The sequence below is a fragment of the Morganella sp. GD04133 genome (assembly GCF_029835375.1).
Classification (GTDB): Bacteria; Pseudomonadota; Gammaproteobacteria; order Enterobacterales; family Enterobacteriaceae; genus Morganella; species Morganella morganii_B.
In genome coordinates, this window is record NZ_JAODZS010000001.1 from 167997 (window position 1) to 187254 (window position 19258).

Annotated in this window: 15 protein-coding genes; 8 read left to right on the forward strand and 7 right to left on the reverse strand. The window is 50.6% G+C overall.

Translation table 11 applies throughout. The annotated features are described in order from the left end of the window. Window positions 1–23: 23 nt before the first annotated feature. The 3 genes from N7387_RS00745 to N7387_RS00755 all read right to left on the reverse strand — a co-directional run bounded on the left by N7387_RS00745 (window position 24) and on the right by N7387_RS00755 (window position 4825). Window positions 24–1682: a fumarate hydratase gene (locus tag N7387_RS00745; RefSeq protein WP_262860485.1), complete on the reverse strand. Its 1659-nt coding sequence runs from the start codon at window positions 1680–1682 to the stop codon at window positions 24–26. A gap of 442 nt (window positions 1683–2124) precedes the next feature. After that, on the reverse strand, window positions 2125–3423 hold the full coding sequence (locus N7387_RS00750; protein ID WP_279796119.1) for a dicarboxylate/amino acid:cation symporter: 1299 nt from the start codon (window positions 3421–3423) through the stop codon (window positions 2125–2127). Between the two features lie 508 nt (window positions 3424–3931). Then, entirely contained in the window at window positions 3932–4825 is an 894-nt protein-coding gene (locus tag N7387_RS00755; RefSeq protein ID WP_274370478.1) for a hypothetical protein, read from the reverse strand. Window positions 4826–5211: 386 nt separating this feature from the next. On the opposite strand from N7387_RS00755, the gene N7387_RS00760 reads away from it, so the two are divergent. Then, window positions 5212–6153 (forward strand): alpha/beta fold hydrolase, encoded by a 942-nt coding sequence (locus N7387_RS00760; RefSeq protein ID WP_279796120.1) that lies wholly within the window; start codon window positions 5212–5214, stop codon window positions 6151–6153. Window positions 6154–6177: 24 nt separating this feature from the next. On the opposite strand, the gene N7387_RS00765 is transcribed toward N7387_RS00760, so the two are convergent. Continuing rightward, window positions 6178–6774 (reverse strand): TetR/AcrR family transcriptional regulator, encoded by a 597-nt coding sequence (locus N7387_RS00765; protein WP_262864387.1) that lies wholly within the window; start codon window positions 6772–6774, stop codon window positions 6178–6180. A gap of 79 nt (window positions 6775–6853) precedes the next feature. Here N7387_RS00765 and N7387_RS00770 point away from each other — a divergent pair, with 79 nt between their 5' ends. The 5 genes from N7387_RS00770 (at window position 6854) to N7387_RS00790 (ending at window position 12170) form a co-directional block, all read left to right on the forward strand. Then, window positions 6854–7792 (forward strand): helix-turn-helix domain-containing protein, encoded by a 939-nt coding sequence (locus N7387_RS00770; RefSeq protein WP_262861403.1) that lies wholly within the window; start codon window positions 6854–6856, stop codon window positions 7790–7792. 193 nt (window positions 7793–7985) lie between these two features. Continuing rightward, a complete protein-coding gene (locus tag N7387_RS00775; protein ID WP_274370398.1) occupies window positions 7986–9458 on the forward strand; it encodes a DASS family sodium-coupled anion symporter in 1473 nt (490 codons plus the stop codon). Window positions 9459–9572: 114 nt separating this feature from the next. After that, window positions 9573–10556 carry a hypothetical protein gene (locus tag N7387_RS00780; protein ID WP_279796121.1) on the forward strand — a complete coding sequence of 328 codons (984 nt, stop codon included), beginning with the start codon at window positions 9573–9575 and terminating at the stop codon, window positions 10554–10556. Then, window positions 10553–11608, forward strand: coding sequence for a hypothetical protein (locus N7387_RS00785; RefSeq protein WP_279796123.1), 1056 nt, complete (start codon window positions 10553–10555; stop codon window positions 11606–11608). Before N7387_RS00780 ends, N7387_RS00785 begins: the two co-directional genes overlap by 4 nt. An 82-nt stretch (window positions 11609–11690) precedes the next feature. Next, window positions 11691–12170: a GNAT family N-acetyltransferase gene (locus tag N7387_RS00790; RefSeq protein WP_072872323.1), complete on the forward strand. Its 480-nt coding sequence runs from the start codon at window positions 11691–11693 to the stop codon at window positions 12168–12170. Here the strand turns inward: N7387_RS00790 and N7387_RS00795 are convergent. Genes N7387_RS00795 through N7387_RS00805 form a run of 3 tightly spaced genes read right to left on the reverse strand, consistent with a single transcriptional unit; the run spans window position 12150 to window position 15438 of the window. Beyond that, the gene (locus N7387_RS00795) at window positions 12150–13301 is read right to left on the reverse strand and encodes a DUF4056 domain-containing protein (protein WP_279796125.1); all 1152 of its coding nucleotides are present in this window, start codon (window positions 13299–13301) and stop codon (window positions 12150–12152) included. The two genes, N7387_RS00790 and N7387_RS00795, sit on opposite strands and share 21 nt — an antisense overlap. Continuing rightward, entirely contained in the window at window positions 13301–14443 is a 1143-nt protein-coding gene (locus N7387_RS00800; RefSeq protein ID WP_279796126.1) for a BamA/TamA family outer membrane protein, read from the reverse strand. The genes N7387_RS00795 and N7387_RS00800 overlap by 1 nt, the downstream gene beginning before the upstream one ends. Then, window positions 14443–15438 carry a hypothetical protein gene (locus tag N7387_RS00805; protein WP_279796127.1) on the reverse strand — a complete coding sequence of 332 codons (996 nt, stop codon included), beginning with the start codon at window positions 15436–15438 and terminating at the stop codon, window positions 14443–14445. Before N7387_RS00805 ends, N7387_RS00800 begins: the two co-directional genes overlap by 1 nt. 343 nt (window positions 15439–15781) lie before the next feature. On the opposite strand from N7387_RS00805, the gene N7387_RS00810 reads away from it, so the two are divergent. Together N7387_RS00810 and mutS are read left to right on the forward strand one after the other, a co-directional pair. Continuing rightward, complete coding sequence (locus N7387_RS00810; RefSeq protein WP_279796128.1) at window positions 15782–16228, forward strand: hypothetical protein; 447 nt, start codon at window positions 15782–15784, stop codon at window positions 16226–16228. Window positions 16229–16637: 409 nt separating this feature from the next. Continuing rightward, on the forward strand, window positions 16638–19199 hold the full coding sequence (gene mutS, locus N7387_RS00815) for a DNA mismatch repair protein MutS (protein WP_279796129.1): 2562 nt from the start codon (window positions 16638–16640) through the stop codon (window positions 19197–19199). Window positions 19200–19258 lie beyond the last annotated feature (59 nt).

A 19258-nucleotide genomic window follows, 5' to 3' on the forward strand; every position in this document is an offset into this window, starting at 1 on the left:
AACTCCTCAGGGAAAGTGTTGGCTCAGGCAGGCTGGCCTGCCACGCATTTCTCACATTTTTTCGTCTGAACCTGTTCGAAGAAGTTGTTCCCTTTATCATCCACCAGGATAAAGGCCGGGAGCCCTTCCACTTCCATTTTCCAGACGGCTTCCATACCCAGTTCAGGGTATTCCAGAATGTCCAGGCTCTTCACATATTCCTGAGCCAGAATCGCCGCAGAACCGCCGATGCTGCCCAGATAGAAGCCACCGTGTGCTTTACAGGAATCGGTCACCGCCTGACTGCGGTTTCCTTTTGCCAGCATCAGCATACTGCCGCCCTGCGACTGGAACAAGTCCACATACGGATCCATCCGGTTACCGGTGGTCGGGCCGAGGGAGCCGGAGACCAGGTCTTCCGGTTTTTTCGCCGGACCCGCATAGTACACCATATGATCTTTGAAATACTGCGGTAATCCCTGTCCGCTGTCCAGACGCTCTTTCAGTTTCATATGCGCGATATCACGGGCAATGATAAGCGGGCCGCTGAGAGAGACACGGGTGGAGACCGGATATTTGCTCAGTTCTTTCAGGATTTCTGCCATCGGCCGGTTCAGATCGATGCTGACCATGTCGCTTTCATTCTCTTTGCGCATGGATTCCGGAATGTAACTTGCCGGATTGTATTCCAGTTTCTCCAGCCAGATCCCGTCTTTGGTTATCTTCCCTTTAATGTTACGGTCAGACGAACAGGACAGTGCCAGACCAATCGGGCAGGAACCGCCGTGACGCGGCAGGCGGATCACACGGATATCGTGGGCAAAATATTTACCGCCGAACTGCGCACCGAAACCGAACTCACGGGTGGCTTCCAGCAGTTCCTGCTCCAGCTCACGATCGCGGAAGGCGCGTCCCAGCGCATTACCGGTATCCGGCAGATTGTCATAATATTTGGTCGATGCCAGTTTCACCGTTTTCAGGTTCATTTCCGGTGAGGTGCCGCCGATACAGAACGCAATATGGTACGGCGGGCAGGCAGTCGTGCCGAGATACTTCATTTTGTCGATCAGGAACGCTTTCAGGCGATCATGTTCCAGAATCGCTTTGGTTTCCTGATACAGCGCGGTTTTGTTGGCAGAGCCGCCGCCTTTGTTGATAAACAGGAAGTGATATTCCGCGCCTTCGGTGGCCAGGATATCAATCTGTGCCGGTAAGTTAGTGCCGGTATTCACTTCCGTGTACATATCCAGCGCCGCGTTCTGTGAATAACGCAGGTTCTCACGCTGAAATGTGTTGTAGATACCACGGGATAAGCATTCCGCATCATTGACGCCGGTCCACACCTGCTGGCCTTTTTTCGCCACGATAGTCGCGGTACCGGTATCCTGACAGTTCGGCAGAACCCCTTTGGCAGAGATTTCCGCATTGCGCAGCAGTTGCAGCGCGACATATTTGTCGTTTTCGCTGGCGTCAGGATCGCTTAAAATCTGCGCCACCTGTTTCTGATGTGCCGGACGGAGGAAATAGGAAGCATCATGCACGGCCTGCTGAGCAATCAGCGTCAGCGCTTCAGGTTCAACCTTAAGCATCTCACGGCCTTCAAATGTCGCCGTGGAAACATGCTCCCTGCTCAGCAAATAATAGTCCGTTTTATCTTCCGATAACGGGAATGGCTCCTGATACTCAAAAGTTTTATTTGTCATTATATTCACTCGTATTAAATCAGAAAAATGAAGAACCTATTGACTCACAATTTAAAAATAAAATTATCTGCCCCGATTATGGTGGCTTATTGTGCACGAAAACAAATGATTAAAATGAAGAAGTTGGTGAATTTCATGAAGGAACAGACCGGTATCACACCACTGCCACATAATTAAAAAATCAATGTTAAAACAATCAGATAAACCATTAATTAACGATTTTAAAATGATAAAATAACATATTATCGTTACATTTGATGATTGAATTAAATTTATAAAATAAAAACCTAAAGTTTATTTTATAAAAAATGAGATCTTAATACGGAAATACAGATCAATGAAAATGTAAAAGTGTTAAGCGGGTCATGAGATACAAACGTCAGATATAAAAAACACAGGTGAAAACCCGCACCTGTGTTTTTTTATACATAGAATAGGTTCTTCAGCCTGCTTTTTTCAGCAACTCCGGCTCTGCCATATCAACAACCGTTACCGGCGGTTTTCCGTGACAACCTTCCCCGTAATGCTCGCCTTCCCAGCGTCCGACAATCGCGGCGCCCATGGCGTTACTCATCACGTTGGTCGCGGAACGGCCCATATCGAGGAACGGATCGACGCCCATCAGCAAAATTAACCCGGCTTCCGGAATATTAAACTGTGTCAGTGTGGCGGCAATCACCACCAGCGAGGCACGCGGTACACCGGCCATACCTTTGGATGTCAGCATCAGGATCAGCAGCATCGTAATCTGATCCCCCATGGAAATCTCAATATTACAGGCCTGGGCGATAAAGATAACCGCGAAAGAGCAGTATGCCATGGAGCCGACGAGGTTAAAGGAATAGCCAATCGGCAGTACAAAGCTGGCGATTTTATTGGAGACACCAAACTGCTCGAGCTGTTTCAGTGTGCCCGGGAACGCCGCTTCGGAACTGGAGGTGGTAAATGCCAGCAGTGCCGGTTCGGTGATCCCTTTGGTCAGCCGCAGAATACAGCGCCCGGTGATCAGAACCGCCAGACCGATTAACACCAGCCATAATGTTGCCAGTGTCAGGTAGAATTCACCCATAAAAATACCGGCTTCCAGCAGCACCACCAGCCCGCGCTCGGCGATCATACCGGAAATGGCGGCAAACACCGTCAGCGGGGCGAACAACATGACATAGCCGGTCAGTTTCAGCATCAGGCTGACGACGGACTCCAGCAGTGTCAGAATCGGTCTGCCTTTCTCACCGATTGCGGAAAGCGCTATCCCCATAAAAATAGAGAAAACAACGATCTGCAAAATCTCATTACGGGCCATGGCATCAACGATACTGGTCGGGATCAGATGGGCGATAAAGTTTTTCACCGAAAACGCGGCGGTCGCCACATTGTCCACCACCGTATCCGCCGGTGCCACAAAGTTAATTCCCGCACCCGGTTTAAGCAGGTTAACAATCACCAGCCCGAGTGTGATGGAAATAAAAGAAGCGCAGACAAACAAAAACAACGTCTTGGAGAAAACCCGGCCGAGTGTCCGCGCATCCCCCATTTTCGCAATACCCACTACCAGCGTGGAGATGATCAGCGGTGCGATAATCATTTTAATGAGTCGCAGGAAAATATCTGTCACCACTGAGATATCAGCGGAATATTGCTGATTAAACCCGGGCGTGGCCAGTTTGTTCAGCGCAAAGCCGACAATCACCCCGATAAATAACGCAGCCACAATCCAGGTCGTTAAACTTCTTGACTTCATACTATCTCCATAATGCTGATGTACTTAATCCCCCGGAGACTTTAAAAAATCTGATTAATTTCTTCTGAGCCTGACAGCCGCAGAAAAAATCATGAGCAGAAAGTGAGGGAGTTCAGAACAAAACTGACATCTGCCTTTAACAAAATGAACAATAAAATACACCGCTATTGACATAGTGATGTGTTATTTTACCGGGCGGACCGTACATTATTCCGCCATTACTTTGTTGCAGATAAAGGATTCCGTAACAGATGTTACGCAATAAAGTGTGTTTTAAACCATTATTTACATCAGATTAACCCTGATGTTGTTTTTTTATACTACCGGCCGGTTTTCAGATGAAAAATACGGCTCTCCTGAAATCATACTCTTTTTTTATTTGATGTCCCTCTCTTTATTGTTTAATTTTTTGTTGCTGATAAAACCAGCAATGCATTATTTTTCATAAAAAAAATTAATAAAAAGGGCGGCATCACATGCCGCCCTTAACATCTCCGGTGAAAAACACTTATTTCGGCTGAATACCAAAACCGCTGAAATTACCAGTCTGTGTGATAAAGGTATTGTAGTATTCATTTTCCGCCACCGTATTGGATGACGCGGACCCGGCAGAAGCAGACACCAGATCCATCATGGTCTGGTGGATCTCTTTCTTCAGGTCGTCATGAATATCCGGATTATCCGATTCTTTAATCTGTTTCAGCAGCCCGGTTAATTTCAGGGCCTGCTTCTGCGTTTCAGCATCTTTGAACTGCGGCTCCGGAATGGTGTAATCGAAGGTCATATTCACCGAGTCTTTCAGCTCATCACCCGGCGCAACCGGCTGTAATTTTTCGCCGTAATCCGATTCGATATAGGCCACCAGTTCTGCTTTATCAAAACACTTGGTTTTAATATTGCCGACAGACTGGCGGTTACTGGTGGTAATCTCTGCCGGGAACGCCGTACCGACAGGGTAACTGCAATTAAACAGATTGTGGTCAATCAGGGTGGCATTGCTGCTGCGTACCGGCATCTGCAAATCATGGCCGTTAATGGTGACATCATACAGCGCCGGTTTAAAGCGATCGCTCTGCCCTTCCACCGCATAGATCTCAGACAGCATATAATAGACGTGATTATCCGGGTTAATAATGCCGCCGCTGTTATTGTCATACACCATAAAATTCTGTTTCTCACCCTTTGCATTCTCAATGCTGTGCATACCCGGTGATAATGTCAGTTTCGCGGCGGTACCCGGCTCGGTGGTGTATTCTTTGTCATCCACTTTAAAGGTCAGTGTGGTGTCAGTCGGGTTGCTGTACCAGAATTCATTTTTCGTGCTGTCCGGATCCAGACTGTCACAGGCAGCCATTAATAATACGGCAGAACCTAATACACTTAGTTTTATTGCGGTTTTCATCATCGGTCTCATCATATTGTTCTGAACACAGCCCCGATGTTATCAATCCTTATTTACCCGGCATAGGATAAATTACCGGCAAACGCCGGGGCAGCAAAACACAATAATCAGGCAAAGCCGGAAAATAACAGAATGATGATTTATACGGCCGGGGAATAACATGTATTTTCCGACGTTTCTTTTTTATTATCACCAATCTGCATTATTGTTATCACAAAACCCGCTATTACAAAAAAGCAGATTATGTTAATTCGTTATTAATCTTTAACTATTCGTCATCCGGTAATGTTACCGCGCATTATGTGTACCCCGGCAATATTTCTGTATGACAATCCCCGGTTCAGTGATATGTTTTTTTTATTCATATTATGATACCGGATATTACCGTGACTGCTGTTTTACGCCATTGTTTTACCGCCCTGCTGATTCTTTTTATTTCATTGCAAACGGCTGCCGCCGGGAAAAATATCCCGGCTGAAATAAACGGCCTTAACGGCACACTGACACTGCCGGAAAACGGCACACCGAAAGGTGCCATCCTGTTTATTGCCGGTTCCGGCCCGGTGGATCGTGACGGTAACAGCCCGGGCAGTCAGACCGATAATCTGCGGATGCTGGGCGATGCCCTGAGTGATGCCGGGTATATCACACTGCGGACCGACAAAGCCGGAACAGGAGCCGGTGCGGCAGCCGTTAACCCGGCAGATATCACCTTTGCCGGTTATCTGCGGGATTATCAGGCGTGGTTTGAGTTTCTGCAAAAGCGCTATCCGGACACCCCGGTGTATCTGCTCGGTCACAGCGAAGGGGCGTTATTTGCCACCCTTATGGCACAGCAGCATAAACCGGCGGGGATTATCCTGGTTTCACCTGCGGGATATACCATCGATATTATCCTGAAAAAACAAATGCGTGCTCAGCCATTCCCGCCGGAGGCGCTGACCTATATCAACGATGTGATCGACCGGCTGAAAGCAGAGAAAACCACGGAGAATGTGCCGCCGTCTCTCAATATTCTGTTTGCCCCGGAATTACAGCGCTATTTTATGGTGTGGATGCAGTATGACCCGGCAGAAGAGCTGGCAAAAGTGACCGTTCCGGGGCTGATTATTCAGGGTGGCTATGACTGTCAAATCCCTCCGGAAAACGGCGAACGGCTTATCCGTTCCGCACCGGATAATCAGTATGCGGAGATAGCAACCATGAATCACGTTCTGAAAGCGACCCCTGCTGATTGTGCGGCGGCCATCGGCAGTTACAATAACCCGGCGCTGGCGCTGCACCCGGAACTGGTTCCTGCCATTACCCGGTTTTTATCCGCCCGCTGACATCATGTCAGCGGACGTATTCCGTCAGGATGTTTTTTTCAGTGTCTGCAGGAAGTTATTATAAATTTCGGTGAAATCATCTTTAAAACCGGGGAATTCCGCGAGACTTTTGATATTCAGGGTAATATGCATCATAAAACCGTGGATCAGACTGCATAACAGATAAGAGTCATACTCTTTAATTGTCTGCTCTGCTTTCAGCTGACTGATAATATTATCCACCCTGCTGCTGATATAGCGCCGGTTAATATCCTCAAATTCATACCACCCGGCGACCGGCATCACTTCCTGAACCGGAATCAGCTCCCGGTAATGCTGTTCCAGATAATTCATAAAACTGCGGACAACACACTGCAGCTCTTCCCATTTATCCGCCAGCGGTTCAATATTATCCAGAGCAGCACTGATTTTCTGTAACTGTATTTCATAGCAGTGCAGCAGCAGGTCACTTTTACTTTTAAAGTGGTGATAAAATGCCCCTTTTGTGACCCGTGCATCACGGGCAATTTCATCAATCGAAACGGACTGATAGCCTTTTTCAATAAAAAGTCCGTGTGCCGAAATCAGTAATGCCTGCCGCGTCCGTGCTGAATTTTCCTGTTGCCTGGTCAGTGTGTTCATGGTAAAAATGCCCTGTTACATACTATCAGTATGTAATCGTATCACAGTATTTTTTGGGTGCCAATAAACGGAAATCCTTATGCTTAAACATGATAACACTGTCACGGAATCCGTTGATTCCGTACCGGTCACCGATAAAGAACAGGATGACAATGCCTTTTATCTCAGCGTGATAAAAGACATTATTTTGTGGATTGAGCATAACCTGGATAAGTCACTGCAACTGGATGTGGTGGCTGAACGTTCCGGCTATACCAAATGGTATTTTCAGCGGATTTTTAAACGGTTTACCGATATGACGCTGGCAGGCTATATCCGCCGCCGCCGTCTGACAAAAGCCGCCACCGAATTACGGCTGACCACACAAAACATCGGCGATATCGCACTAAAGTATCAGTTTGATTCCCAGCAATCTTTTGCCCGCCGTTTTAAGGCGGTCTTTAATATGACCCCGACAGAATACCGCCGCAACCCCAACTGGGATCTGACAACGCTGCAACCGCCGGTACAGCTGGAAATGCCGCCGCTGCCGCAGCCGGACATTATTATGCTGGACGAGATCCCTGTTATGGAAAAAGGCTATCACTATCAGTCACCGCTGGATGAAATCGGCCATCTGCATGAAGAGATCCGCACGACATTCTGGCGGGATTTTATCCGTCTGGTGTCACCGGACCTTCCGTACTGTTATGTCCGCACCGCCTATGACAGAACATCGGATCAACCGGATTGTATTGCTATCGGCTACCATATCGGGGTGGATGACCCGGCCTTTATTGTACAGGAAAACGCATTAACACCGGCGGTGATTAACCGCGGAAAATATGCAAAATTCCATTTTGACGGCTTATTCCGTGATTACCGGGACTTTACCTTCAATGTGTATTTATACGCGTTACCACAACTCGGATTATGCCGCCGTCCGGGTCTGGATATTGAAAAATATACCCGTACTGAAGCGATAACGGATAATCCGCCGGCGCATCTGTGTGTGGATTATTATATTCCGGTACTTTAATTCCCTTCACTTTTCTCCCTGTTAATGCCGGTTATGTTCTGTTACATAAAAATAACCGGCATCTGACATAATATTGATTACGGTCACTAAATCAAAGCACGGTTATTTACCGGTTGTAATATACTATACCTTCATTACTCAGTATAAATACGTCACCCTCCGGCAGTTAAATACAATTACCACGGACGGACCTATGAATAAACTGACTCCGCTGAAACCTGTTCCTTCCTTAATTGCAGTTCTTATTACCTGTATTATCTGGTTTGCTGTTCCGGTACCCGATGGTGTTGATCCGAATGCCTGGCATCTGCTTGCACTGTTTGTCGGCACCATTGCCGCGATTATCGGTAAAGCAATGCCAATCGGGGCGGTCTCCATGGTGGCGATAGCCCTTGTCGCCCTGACCGGTGTGACCAATCCCGGCTCCGCGAAAGCCGCGCTCGCTGATGCCCTGAGCGGCTTTTCCAATGAGCTTATCTGGCTTATCGGGGTCTCTATTATGGTCTCCCTCAGCCTGAATAAAACCGGGCTCGGCGCACGTATCGGATATTATTTTATTTCCCTGTTCGGGAAGAAAACGCTGGGTATCGCTTATTCCCTGGCGATCGCCGAAACCGTGCTGGCACCGGTTACGCCCAGTAATACCGCACGCGGCGGCGGGATCATCCACCCGATTATGCGCTCTATCGCAGACAGCTTCGGTTCAAAAGCCGATGACGGCACCAGCGGAAAAATCGGCCGTTATCTGGCGCTGGTGAATTACAATACCAACCCTATCACGTCCGCCATGTTTATCACCGCTACCGCACCTAACCCGCTGATTGTGTCACTGATTATGCAGGAAGCAGGAACAGGGGCGGAACTGAGCTGGTCGATGTGGGCTGTGGCCGCGTTTTTACCGGCACTGATCTCACTGATCACCATGCCGCTGGTGATCTATTTTCTGTATAAACCAGAGATCACTGCCACCCCGGATGCCCCGGATTTTGCCCGTGAGCGGCTCCGCGAACTCGGCCCGGTTTCCCTGCCGGAAAAAATCACACTCGGGGTCTTTATCCTGCTGCTGGCATTGTGGGCCGGTGTTCCGGGCTGGCTGTTCGGCAGTGAACATAATGTGAACCCGACCACCGCTGCCTTTATCGGCCTTGCCGCCCTGTTGTGCACCGGTGTGCTGAGCTGGGATGATGTGCTGAAAAACAAAGGGGCGTGGGATACGGTAGTCTGGTTCGCCGCACTGGTGATGATGGCATCGTTCCTCGGCAAACTCGGGCTGATAACCTGGGTCTCCCTGACGGTCGGCGGCGGTATTGATCATCTCGGGATCGGCTGGACCGGCGGGATGCTGCTGCTTGTGTTGTTCTATGTCTATTCCCACTACTTTTTTGCCAGCACCACGGCGCATATCACCGCCATGTTTGCCGCGTTTTATGCCGCAGGGCTGGCACTCGGCGCACCGCCGATGCTGCTCGGGCTGACCCTGGCGTTTTCCTCCTCGCTGATGATGTCACTGACGCATTACGGTACCGGCACTGCGCCGATTATTTTCGGTTCCGGTTACACCACACTCGGTGAATGGTGGAAAACCGGTCTGGTGATGAGTATCGTCAACCTGGTTATCTGGATTATCGTTGGCAGCCTGTGGTGGAAACTCCTCGGATACTGGTAACCGATTGACCGGCATCACCTTCCTGAGTGTGTTCTTTGCCTAATTAAGAATTATCGCATAACGAATACTTATATACTGACCCCGCCGTTTTTATCAGGACTATCAGGGGAGATGATGCAAAAGGAGATTGTACAGCCGGTATCTGCGGACACCGGTGCGATTGAACAGTTCGCGGATAACCCGTCGCCCTGTGCGCCGCTGACGCCGTCAGCGGAGACCCGTTATCAGAAAGCGATGGAGCAGACTGACAATTATCACTGCCGTTATAATCCGTCCTATGCTCTGCTGGATAACGCAGAGCCTGCGCCGGTCATCCCTGCAGCATTGTTCCGCAGCGGGTGTCCGTCCACACACACACATGCAGAATACGCGGAAACCATTAAACGGACGATGGCATCTGTTCTCCGGCTCAGCGGACTCACCGACACCCGTCCGGCGCGTTTCCTGCTGCTGACACCACCGCCGTCTTCCCCGCACAATGAATACGACACCCCGCTGTTCCCTGAACTGACGCAGTTTGCACCTGTAAAAGAGTGTGTTACCGCTGTTTTTGCGGATGGTCAGCCGAATACCGTGCTGGCCTGGGCGGTACTGATGGAATGGGCGCAGAAACCTGACCCGGTGTATCTCTTTGCCGCTGCACATCATGCCGCACAGTTCGCACAACACAGCCCGGCACCTTTTGCCCTGAAAGGGGATATCCGTATACTGAGCAGTCACGGTCAGAGCCGCTACCGCCGGATCATCACCGATAAACTGCCGCAGACACTGCTGGCACCGTCCGTCACTATCCGTGAAATCTACCGTACACCGGCACACCCGCTACATTACGTCAGTTGTCAGGAAGGGTATTTCCATATTCCGCAGTTTGCCCGCTTTACGCTGGTTGGTGAGAATGGCTATCCGGCAGCAGAAGGCAATACCGGTCTGTTACAGCTGAATACCCCCCTGCTCACACCGCTGCCCGCCCAGCGCCTGCTGACGACCGATGTCTGTGAACAGGGCACCGGCTGTGCCTGCGGCAGCATGCTGCCCTGGATATATTTCCGGGACAATATCACGGCGCGGGACAGCCTCAGCGGGGATGAAATAGGATGACAAACGCTATCAGTACGCGCATTGCCGCCATCAAAGAGCGCCTGTCGGCAATGCTCAGCCGTAAACCGGTATTTTCCGCCGACCCAGCCACACACTCATTCTGTCAGATGCGTCTGCAGTGGCTGGCGGATACCCGCGCCATTGATACCGCGGCAGAAAGCGCCCTCAGCGGCACACAATGGTATGCGGCAGAACGTGTGCTGATTATTGATAACGGTCATAACCCGCTGACCGCGGCGGAGCTGGTCATCGCTGCTTATATCACCGGTACCGCTATCCGTATCAGAACCCGCAACCACAACGACTGGCTCACGATGCTGTGCGGACAGCCGGGTGCAGGCAATATCATCTGTGAATTTGCCGATCCGGCGCAGAGTGAGACCGCGTTACTGCGTGATACTGATACCGTGGTGGTGACCGGAACCGATGCCCTTCTCCGCCACTGGCGGAAAATCACCCCGCCGCATATCCGCCTGACCGAAAACGGGCCGGCGATCAGCGCAATGGCGATCTGTGGCTCAGATTTACCTGCCCCGGAACTGATCCTGTGGGATACCTGCCTGTTCTTCCGGGGAGTGAGTAACTCACCGCGCTTTATTCTCCTCGACAGCCCGATGATGGCGGAACGGCTGTACAGCTCGCTGTCACAGGTGCTGGATGAACTGCCCCGTTTGCCGCAGCATATCCGTTTACTGCAGATGGTGAAGGCACGGGAGCTGACACTGCGTCATGTGCTGGCACCGGATTTCCGGCCGCCGGTTTACAGTGCGGTGTCCGGCTGGGGGCTGACATTACAGAGGAAATTTGAACCGGCACACTGGCTGCCATACGGCTTTAATCTGATCGCCGGTGATCCGGCAGAGCACCTGAAACTGGCGGCAAAACAGTGGCCCGGTCAGTTACAGACGCTGGGCTGCCACGGCCGCCCGGATCTGCTGCCGCTCAGGGCATCGCGCTTTTTACGTCACTGTAATACCGGACAGATGCACAATCCGCCGTTCAGCTTTTCCGCGCTGATAACCCCGGTACAAAATGACATCCGCCTGCGGTGAAATAACACACCGCCGGCTTACGCAGGCTGACATTTGATCTGCTATTATTATTCGTCTCAGCAAAATCACGGATTTGATCGTTATGACCACAGAAGCACCCGTTTTTTTACTCGCCCCGCCTCAGCGTGATGAAGCGGAGTATCTGACCCGTCTGTGCCTGCGCTCAAAACAGCACTGGGGATATGATGAAACCTTTATGGCGACCTGCCGGGATGAACTGACCATTACCTCCGCTGATTTTGACCGTTCGCGGCTGATGACTGCACGGATCAACGGCAAAATCGCCGGTGTTGTGCAGCTGACCATCAACCGCCAGGAAGAGAACGGAAAACTCTCCAAACTTTTTGTGCATCCGGACTATTTACATCAGGGGATCGGCAGCGCGCTGTATCAGTGGGCGGTTTCCTCCGCCCGGACACAGTGTATCAGCGCCCTTCTGGTGGATGCGGACCCGAATGCGGAGGCATTTTATATCCGCCAGGGAGCTATCCGTATCGGGGAAACGCCGTCGGAATCCCTGCCCGGCCGGGTTCTCCCGCTGTTACTGATTTCGCTGCACTGACACCGGCGCTGTTTTTTTATCCTCAGCCGCCGCATGTTCTGTCAGTGCCGGAAAATCCGCTTCGGTAAACGGCAGTGCAGTCACCGGCAGATTTCCGGGAGAGTTTGTCCGCCATAATTCAAAGGACGCCAAATCCGCCAGAGACCAGCCCCGGTAATGCTGAGGCAGCGCCAGCCGCATCCCGGCAGCAGTTTCCTGCGGCGGCTGTGACGGCAGCCGGTCATCACTCACACGGTAATCACGGCGCAGCACCAGAAACTTCTCCGGTACCCGCTGCCGCTTATCCCACCAGAGCCCGTCAATACTGTCAAACATCTGCCGGGTGACGGCGGCGGGCTGTGCATCCAGTTGTGCCAGCGCCTGCGGGAGGATACCGTCCATTCCGCGGTTAAAATCAGCGACTGATCCGCCATGCCCCTGTAACAGCAATGTGATGGCAAGACGTGCCCCCAGCAGGTTGGAATAGAGATCTTCCGGGGTAAATGCCGAGATTTCCTCAGAAAAACCGGGAACAGAATGATAACCGTACCACTGGGCGATTTCATGCCATGCCGCCAGGCGAAACGCGAGCCGTGCCGCCAGATACACACTCAGGGTATAGCGCTCTGCCGGATCCGGCGGCGGGGTAAAACGGCGGAACTGAATACGGCGGGAAGACAGTTCATCCGACAGCGTCAGCATCCGGGCTTCACCGAGGTGCGGATAGATTTGCGTGAACAGGTAATATGTGTAATCAGCGGTATCCCGCACATGGGCAATATCAATAAATCCGCCGTGGCGGGAATAGATGATCCCGAGGTTTTCATTACTCAGGCCGATAACGTCTGCCACGCCAAACCAAAAGCTGTCATTGTAAACATGCTCCCCCAAATCACCGGCAGTCAGCACATTACCGATGGTGTAAAACGGCACCGGAACCGGCCCCAGCTTTGCCCGCAGATCATAGCCGAATGCACAGCAGGGACGCAGCCCGTCAGGCGCACTCACCTCATCTGCAACCGGAAATGCCTGAGCTGCCATTTCCGTGGTTTGCGGAGAAAGATCGGCGCGGATAACCGGCACATCCGCCATCCGGCTCTGACAGCCGGATAACAGCACCATCATGACAATTGCGCTGATAAATACCCGCATCAGAAGGCTTCCCCGACCTGGAAATAAAAACCGCTGCTCTGTTTCCCGACACCAAAATCGAGCCGCACATTCATCCGTGGTTTAAATTCAAAACGATACCCCACACCCACGTTCGGCAGCCAGTGACCGCCGCCGAGATGACGAGCACTCTCACTCATCGTCCCGCCGCCGGCCCAGAGCACAATACCGTGCCGCCAGTCCAGCTTGCGCCGGTATTCCACCTGTGAGGCAAAGACATGATTATCCTGATAGCGTCCATCGTAATACCCGCGCATCTGCCGTCCGTTACCCAGCCGGGAGTACTGATCCCACGGCACATCTCCGGATGCAAAGCGCGCGTAGTTATCAAATGCCAGTACCGTTTTGTCATCCAGCGGATAATAATAGTTGTACTGAATCTCGGTGGTATTAAACCGCGTATCACTGCCGAGTGACGGCGCATACCAGGTATAACGCAGATCCAGCGCCTGCCCCTGACGGGCATTCGGCAGGAAGTCCCGGCTGTCATAACTGAAGGTGGCGCTGACCCCGGAACTGACCGCATGCCGGTCATAGTCATGCTCATCCATATAGCGGCTGAACGGTTTATCCGGCGAGGCAGCATTCAGTGTGCTGAAATCCCAGCCTACCCCCAGATAGGTATCATCCGCCACACGGCGCAGCAGTGACGGCGTCAGCCGCAATTGCTGTGACTTATATTCACCGAAATGATCACTGACGCGCCCGGCCTGATACCCTTTTCCCCAGTAATCCGTCGGCACGTTATTAATTGTGCCGCTGAGATAAAAGCGCCAGTTATCCTTATCCAGATAGGTGTAATTATTCAGATTAAGCCCGAACGCCCCGGTTGAGGAGGCAAAACCACTGAGGGATAAAGTGGATATTTTACTGTCAGGATCACTATCCGCCTGATACATACCGACCAGCGCCACCCCGACACCCAATTCCAGTTCAGGGGTATAAAACGGGCCGGGTAATACCCCCCAATCGACGGTTTTGCTGCGGTCAAACTGATTATTACTGCCCAGTCCGGACAGTGCATCATCAATGTATTCCCTGGAAGGTAAATAACCGGCGTTTGCTGTGTGAACCGCCGCCAGACCGGCAAATGCCAGCCCGGCGGCGCAATAACGACATATCATTAAAAACGGAACTCTCCGGAAATAAAGAAACTGTTACGGTTATTAAAACCCACTTCGGAAGTGATATTAAAATTGCGGGTCACTTCTAACCGGGCACCCACCAGATTGCTCCATTTATGAGCAAGATGCTGCTCAACATCAAATTTCATTCCCGGATCATCCAGCGCATCCACAAAGTCCTGAAATTGTCCCGGTAAGCTCAGTCCACTGATATCCCCTTTAAACCGCTGAGTAATATCCTGATACATGGCCCCGGTCCAGACCTGTAATTTAGTGTTCCCCTGCCCGGCAATTAACGGTGAAAAGACAAATTCATAACCGACCCGCGGAGAAATCACCAGTGCTTTAATATCGCCGTCAAGGATATCCAGATTGGTTTTGGTATAATTAAGATCAACGGTGCCGAAAAACTGATTATATCCGCCGGCCAGCGTCATACCGGCACCATAAGTTTTACCTTCGAAATCCAAATCGAACGGCTGTCCTTCCAGGAATTCCAGCGGCAATTTTGTAAACCCGAGATCAAAGGCACCGCCATTCAGCATAGTGTGGGATTTACCTTTGGTTTTACCGTATAAGCCATATACGTTCATAAACGGAAAAATCCAGGAATCCACTTTCAGCATATGGGTTTCACTTTTTTCCCGGGTATGACCCGCATCGACTGATAATGCACTCGCTGTCTCGGGGTTTTTCGGCATAATAAACCCGATTTTATCCACAACAATATCCTGCCGCAGATTCATATAGTTATAACCGACACCAAAAGGTTCGGGAAGATCATAACCGCGGGCGCGGGCCTCATCACCCCAGATAGGCAGAATACGGGATTTGGATTCAGAAGGACGGGTAGCATCAGGAGAGCCATCATCATTTTGTGCCGAACCGCCGGACTGACTGACACTTAGCGACAGAGTCGGGCCGTCAGCATAAGAAAAAGCGCTCAGGCTCAGAGAGCCGGTAATAATCAGAGTGTGAAGTATCGGGCGTAACATAATATAAGCCGGTTTCGTTTAATTAAATGGTGATGAATTCTAACGGCTAATTTTGATAAATTCCGGACTTTACGTGCGATAATAAGCAATAATGGCTATGCACGTAACGTTACTATTTACCATTATTACAATAAATTACCGTTATTATATAGCGGATACTCAAAGAGGATATAATTTATACAGAGAACAATATTTCCCGCATAATAATACGCTATACTTTATTTTAGATTTCATAATTTGAATAATAAGATCATTAACTTTCAATATTGCGGACATCATGCTATTTCCTTATAACTATAAACACACCACATCGGAGTGTAATTAATATCAAAGGAGTAACATTATGGCTCGTAAAATAAAATTAACGATGGTTGAAAAAGGTGAGTTAGGTCATATTTATCCACAAACTGTCTCTTATAATGTTGGTAAGAAAAATTTCTTTCTGGTGGAAGATGAGCAGGGTAATTATCTGATCAAGCCTATTTATGAAAACGGCACTCTGGGTGAAAATATCGTCAGTAAAAACTTCGGATGTTACTATGATATTATTCAGTCAGCTTATGATGATGTTACTGCAACGACTTATCTTTGCTGCGTTGACTTAGATGGTAAAACCATGCAGGTTTATTTAACCACAACGCTCGGACTGGTCAGCATATTTGAATTTGACTATGTTGTCGATGATCGTAAAACATTTAACTTCTTCTTTATCGGCGGGCATCTTTATTTTTATCAGAGTGGTGAAGATGCAAACGGTAAATACACGATAACCTCTATTCGTATAAATTAAAAAAACCACATATCATTTAGTAATATTTATTGAATTTAACCGGATCGTATTATAATAAAATACAACTCGTTGCTCCGGATATTTATTTAACATTTAAAATACAATTCAATATGCTATTTTAAATTCACAGCAGTATCTGATTGTATAAATCTGACGTGATTGTTCAGGGAACAGAACAACACGGAATGAGGAAGCCGCGTAAACGTATATTGCGCGGCTTTTCGCGTGATCTGCTCATCTTCCCCCGGTTTTGCGATCTTCCTCCACGCTTTTCAATAATTCACCGCAGTGCGGGAAGGAATCCTCTCTTTCATCATAATCTGTGTTATTTTAGGCACATTAATGAAGACAATCCCGGTAACGGGCAGTTGATAAACCGCAATTCTTTCAGAGTGTTAACAGAATTCTTATGACTGACAACCAAAACGTTGATTCCCATACACCCATGATGCAGCAGTACTTCCGGCTCAAGGCACAACATCCGGATATTCTGATGTTTTACCGGATGGGTGACTTCTATGAGCTGTTCTTTGATGATGCTAAACGGGCAGCACAGTTACTGGATATTTCACTGACCAAACGCGGTCAGACCGCCGGTCAGCCGATCCCGATGGCCGGTGTCCCGCACCATGCGGTTGAAGGATACCTGGCAAAACTGGTTCAGCTCGGGGAATCTGTTGCTATCTGTGAGCAAATCGGCGATCCGGCCACCAGCAAAGGCCCGGTGGAGCGTAAAGTGATCCGTATCGTCACACCGGGAACGGTCAGTGACGAAGCCCTGTTACAGGAGCGCCAGGATAACCTGCTCGCTGCGGTCTGGCAGGATGCGCGCGGGTTTGGTTACGCGACTCTGGATATCACATCCGGCCGTTTCCGTATCCTCCAGTTAGAGGATAAAGACGCGATGGCGGCGGAATTGCAGCGTACCCGTCCGGCTGAGCTGCTCTATCCGGAAGATATGGCGGATTTCGCCATTATTCAGAATCAGAAAGGGCTGCGCCGCCGTCCGTTGTGGGAATTTGAACTGGAAACCGCCCGTCAGCAGCTGACATTACAATTCGGCACCCGGGATTTGCATGGCTTCGGTGTGGAAAATGCCCCGCTGGCCTTACAGGCTGCCGGGTGTCTGCTGCAATATGTTAAAGATACCCAGCGTACCTCACTGCCGCATATCCGCAGTGTGACCCTGGAAAACCTTCAGGAAAATGTCATTCTGGATGCCGCCACGCGCCGCAATCTGGAAATTACCCAAAACCTCAGCGGCGGTACTGAAAATACGCTTTCCTCCGTACTGGATCTGTGCGTGACCCCGATGGGCAGCCGGATGCTCAAACGCTGGCTGCACTCCCCGCTGCGTGACAAAGCCGTACTCGCCAACCGCCAGCAGGCCATTGCCGCGCTGATGACAATCAGCCCGGATTTACAGCCTGTTCTGCGCCAGATAGGCGATCTCGAACGGGTGCTGGCACGACTGGCACTGCGTACCGCCCGCCCGCGTGATCTGGCGCGGATGCGTCACGCCTTTTCACAATATCCGGCTATTCAGGCGCAGCTGAGTGCGGTATCTGATCCGTATATTCAGACACTGCAACAGCGTATCGGACAGTTTGATGAATTACAGTCTCTGCTGGAGCGGGCCGTTGTTGAAGCACCGCCGGTACTGGTGCGCGACGGCGGTGTGATTGCCCCTGGCTACAATGAAGAGCTGGATGAGTGGCGCGCCCTGGCGGATGGCGCCAGTGATTATCTCGACAAACTGGAAATCCGCGAACGGGAAAAGCTCGGTATCGATACACTGAAAGTCGGGTTTAATGGTGTCCACGGCTACTATATTCAGGTCAGCCGCGGACAAAGCCACCTGGTACCGATCCATTACGTCCGCCGCCAGACCCTGAAAAACGCCGAGCGCTACATCATTCCGGAACTGAAAGAGTATGAAGATAAAGTTCTGACCTCCAAGAGCAAAGCACTGGCGATTGAAAAAGCCCTTTATGATGAGCTGTTTGATCTGCTGCTGCCGCACCTGGAAGCGCTTCAGCGCAGTTCAGACACCCTGGCGGAACTGGATGTACTCACCAACCTGGCTGAACGCGCGGAAACGCTCAATTACACCTGTCCGCAACTGACGGATAAAGTCGGTATTCAGATCACCGGCGGTCGTCACCCGGTTGTCGAACATGTACTGACAGAGCCGTTTATCGCTAACCCACTGGTAATGTCACCACAGCGCCGCCTGCTGATCATCACCGGCCCGAACATGGGCGGTAAGAGTACCTATATGCGGCAGACCGCGCTTATCGCACTGCTTGCGTATATCGGCAGCTTTGTGCCGGCGGAAAATGCGGTTATCGGCCCGGTCGATCGGATTTTCACCCGTGTCGGGGCATCGGATGATCTGGCGTCCGGCCGCTCCACCTTTATGGTGGAAATGACCGAAACCGCCAATATCCTGCATAACGCTACGGAACAGAGCCTGGTACTGATGGATGAAATCGGGCGCGGCACATCCACCTATGATGGTTTATCGCTGGCCTGGGCCTGTGCGGAAAGCCTGGCAAACCGCATCAAAGCACTGACACTGTTCGCCACCCACTATTTTGAGCTGACCACGCTGCCGGAGAAACTGGAAGGTGTCGCCAATATCCATCTGGATGCGGTCGAGCACGGTGATACTATCGCCTTTATGCACAGCGTGCAGGACGGTGCTGCCAGCAAAAGTTACGGCCTCGCGGTTGCACTGCTCGCCGGGGTGCCGCGTGATGTGATTAAACGCGCGAAGCAGAAACTGCGCGAGCTGGAATCACTGTCACTGAATGCAACGGCAAGCCATGTGGAAACACCGCAAATGAATCTGCTGGATGCGCCGGAGGAAGCCGCACCGGCACTGGATGCACTGGCGGGGATTAACCCGGATTCACTGACACCGCGTCAGGCGCTGGACTGGCTCTACCGCCTGAAAGAGATGCTCTGACAACCGGACAAAAGAAAAAGGGGGAAAATTTATTCCCCCTTTTGCATGCATCATATTTA

Coding starts and splice junctions, on each gene's coding strand:
- N7387_RS00765 (WP_262864387.1), bottom strand. CDS start 6,774: ATGAACACACTGACCAGGCAACAGGAAAATTCAGCACGGACGCGGCAG.
- N7387_RS00785 (WP_279796123.1), top strand. CDS start 10,553: ATGACAAACGCTATCAGTACGCGCATTGCCGCCATCAAAGAGCGCCTG.
- mutS (WP_279796129.1), top strand. CDS start 16,638: ATGACTGACAACCAAAACGTTGATTCCCATACACCCATGATGCAGCAG.
- N7387_RS00775 (WP_274370398.1), top strand. CDS start 7,986: ATGAATAAACTGACTCCGCTGAAACCTGTTCCTTCCTTAATTGCAGTT.
- N7387_RS00795 (WP_279796125.1), bottom strand. CDS start 13,301: ATGCGGGTATTTATCAGCGCAATTGTCATGATGGTGCTGTTATCCGGC.
- N7387_RS00805 (WP_279796127.1), bottom strand. CDS start 15,438: ATGTTACGCCCGATACTTCACACTCTGATTATTACCGGCTCTCTGAGC.
- N7387_RS00745 (WP_262860485.1), bottom strand. CDS start 1,682: ATGACAAATAAAACTTTTGAGTATCAGGAGCCATTCCCGTTATCGGAA.
- N7387_RS00800 (WP_279796126.1), bottom strand. CDS start 14,443: ATGATATGTCGTTATTGCGCCGCCGGGCTGGCATTTGCCGGTCTGGCG.
- N7387_RS00755 (WP_274370478.1), bottom strand. CDS start 4,825: ATGAAAACCGCAATAAAACTAAGTGTATTAGGTTCTGCCGTATTATTA.
- N7387_RS00780 (WP_279796121.1), top strand. CDS start 9,573: ATGCAAAAGGAGATTGTACAGCCGGTATCTGCGGACACCGGTGCGATT.
- N7387_RS00810 (WP_279796128.1), top strand. CDS start 15,782: ATGGCTCGTAAAATAAAATTAACGATGGTTGAAAAAGGTGAGTTAGGT.
- N7387_RS00750 (WP_279796119.1), bottom strand. CDS start 3,423: ATGAAGTCAAGAAGTTTAACGACCTGGATTGTGGCTGCGTTATTTATC.
- N7387_RS00790 (WP_072872323.1), top strand. CDS start 11,691: ATGACCACAGAAGCACCCGTTTTTTTACTCGCCCCGCCTCAGCGTGAT.
- N7387_RS00770 (WP_262861403.1), top strand. CDS start 6,854: ATGCTTAAACATGATAACACTGTCACGGAATCCGTTGATTCCGTACCG.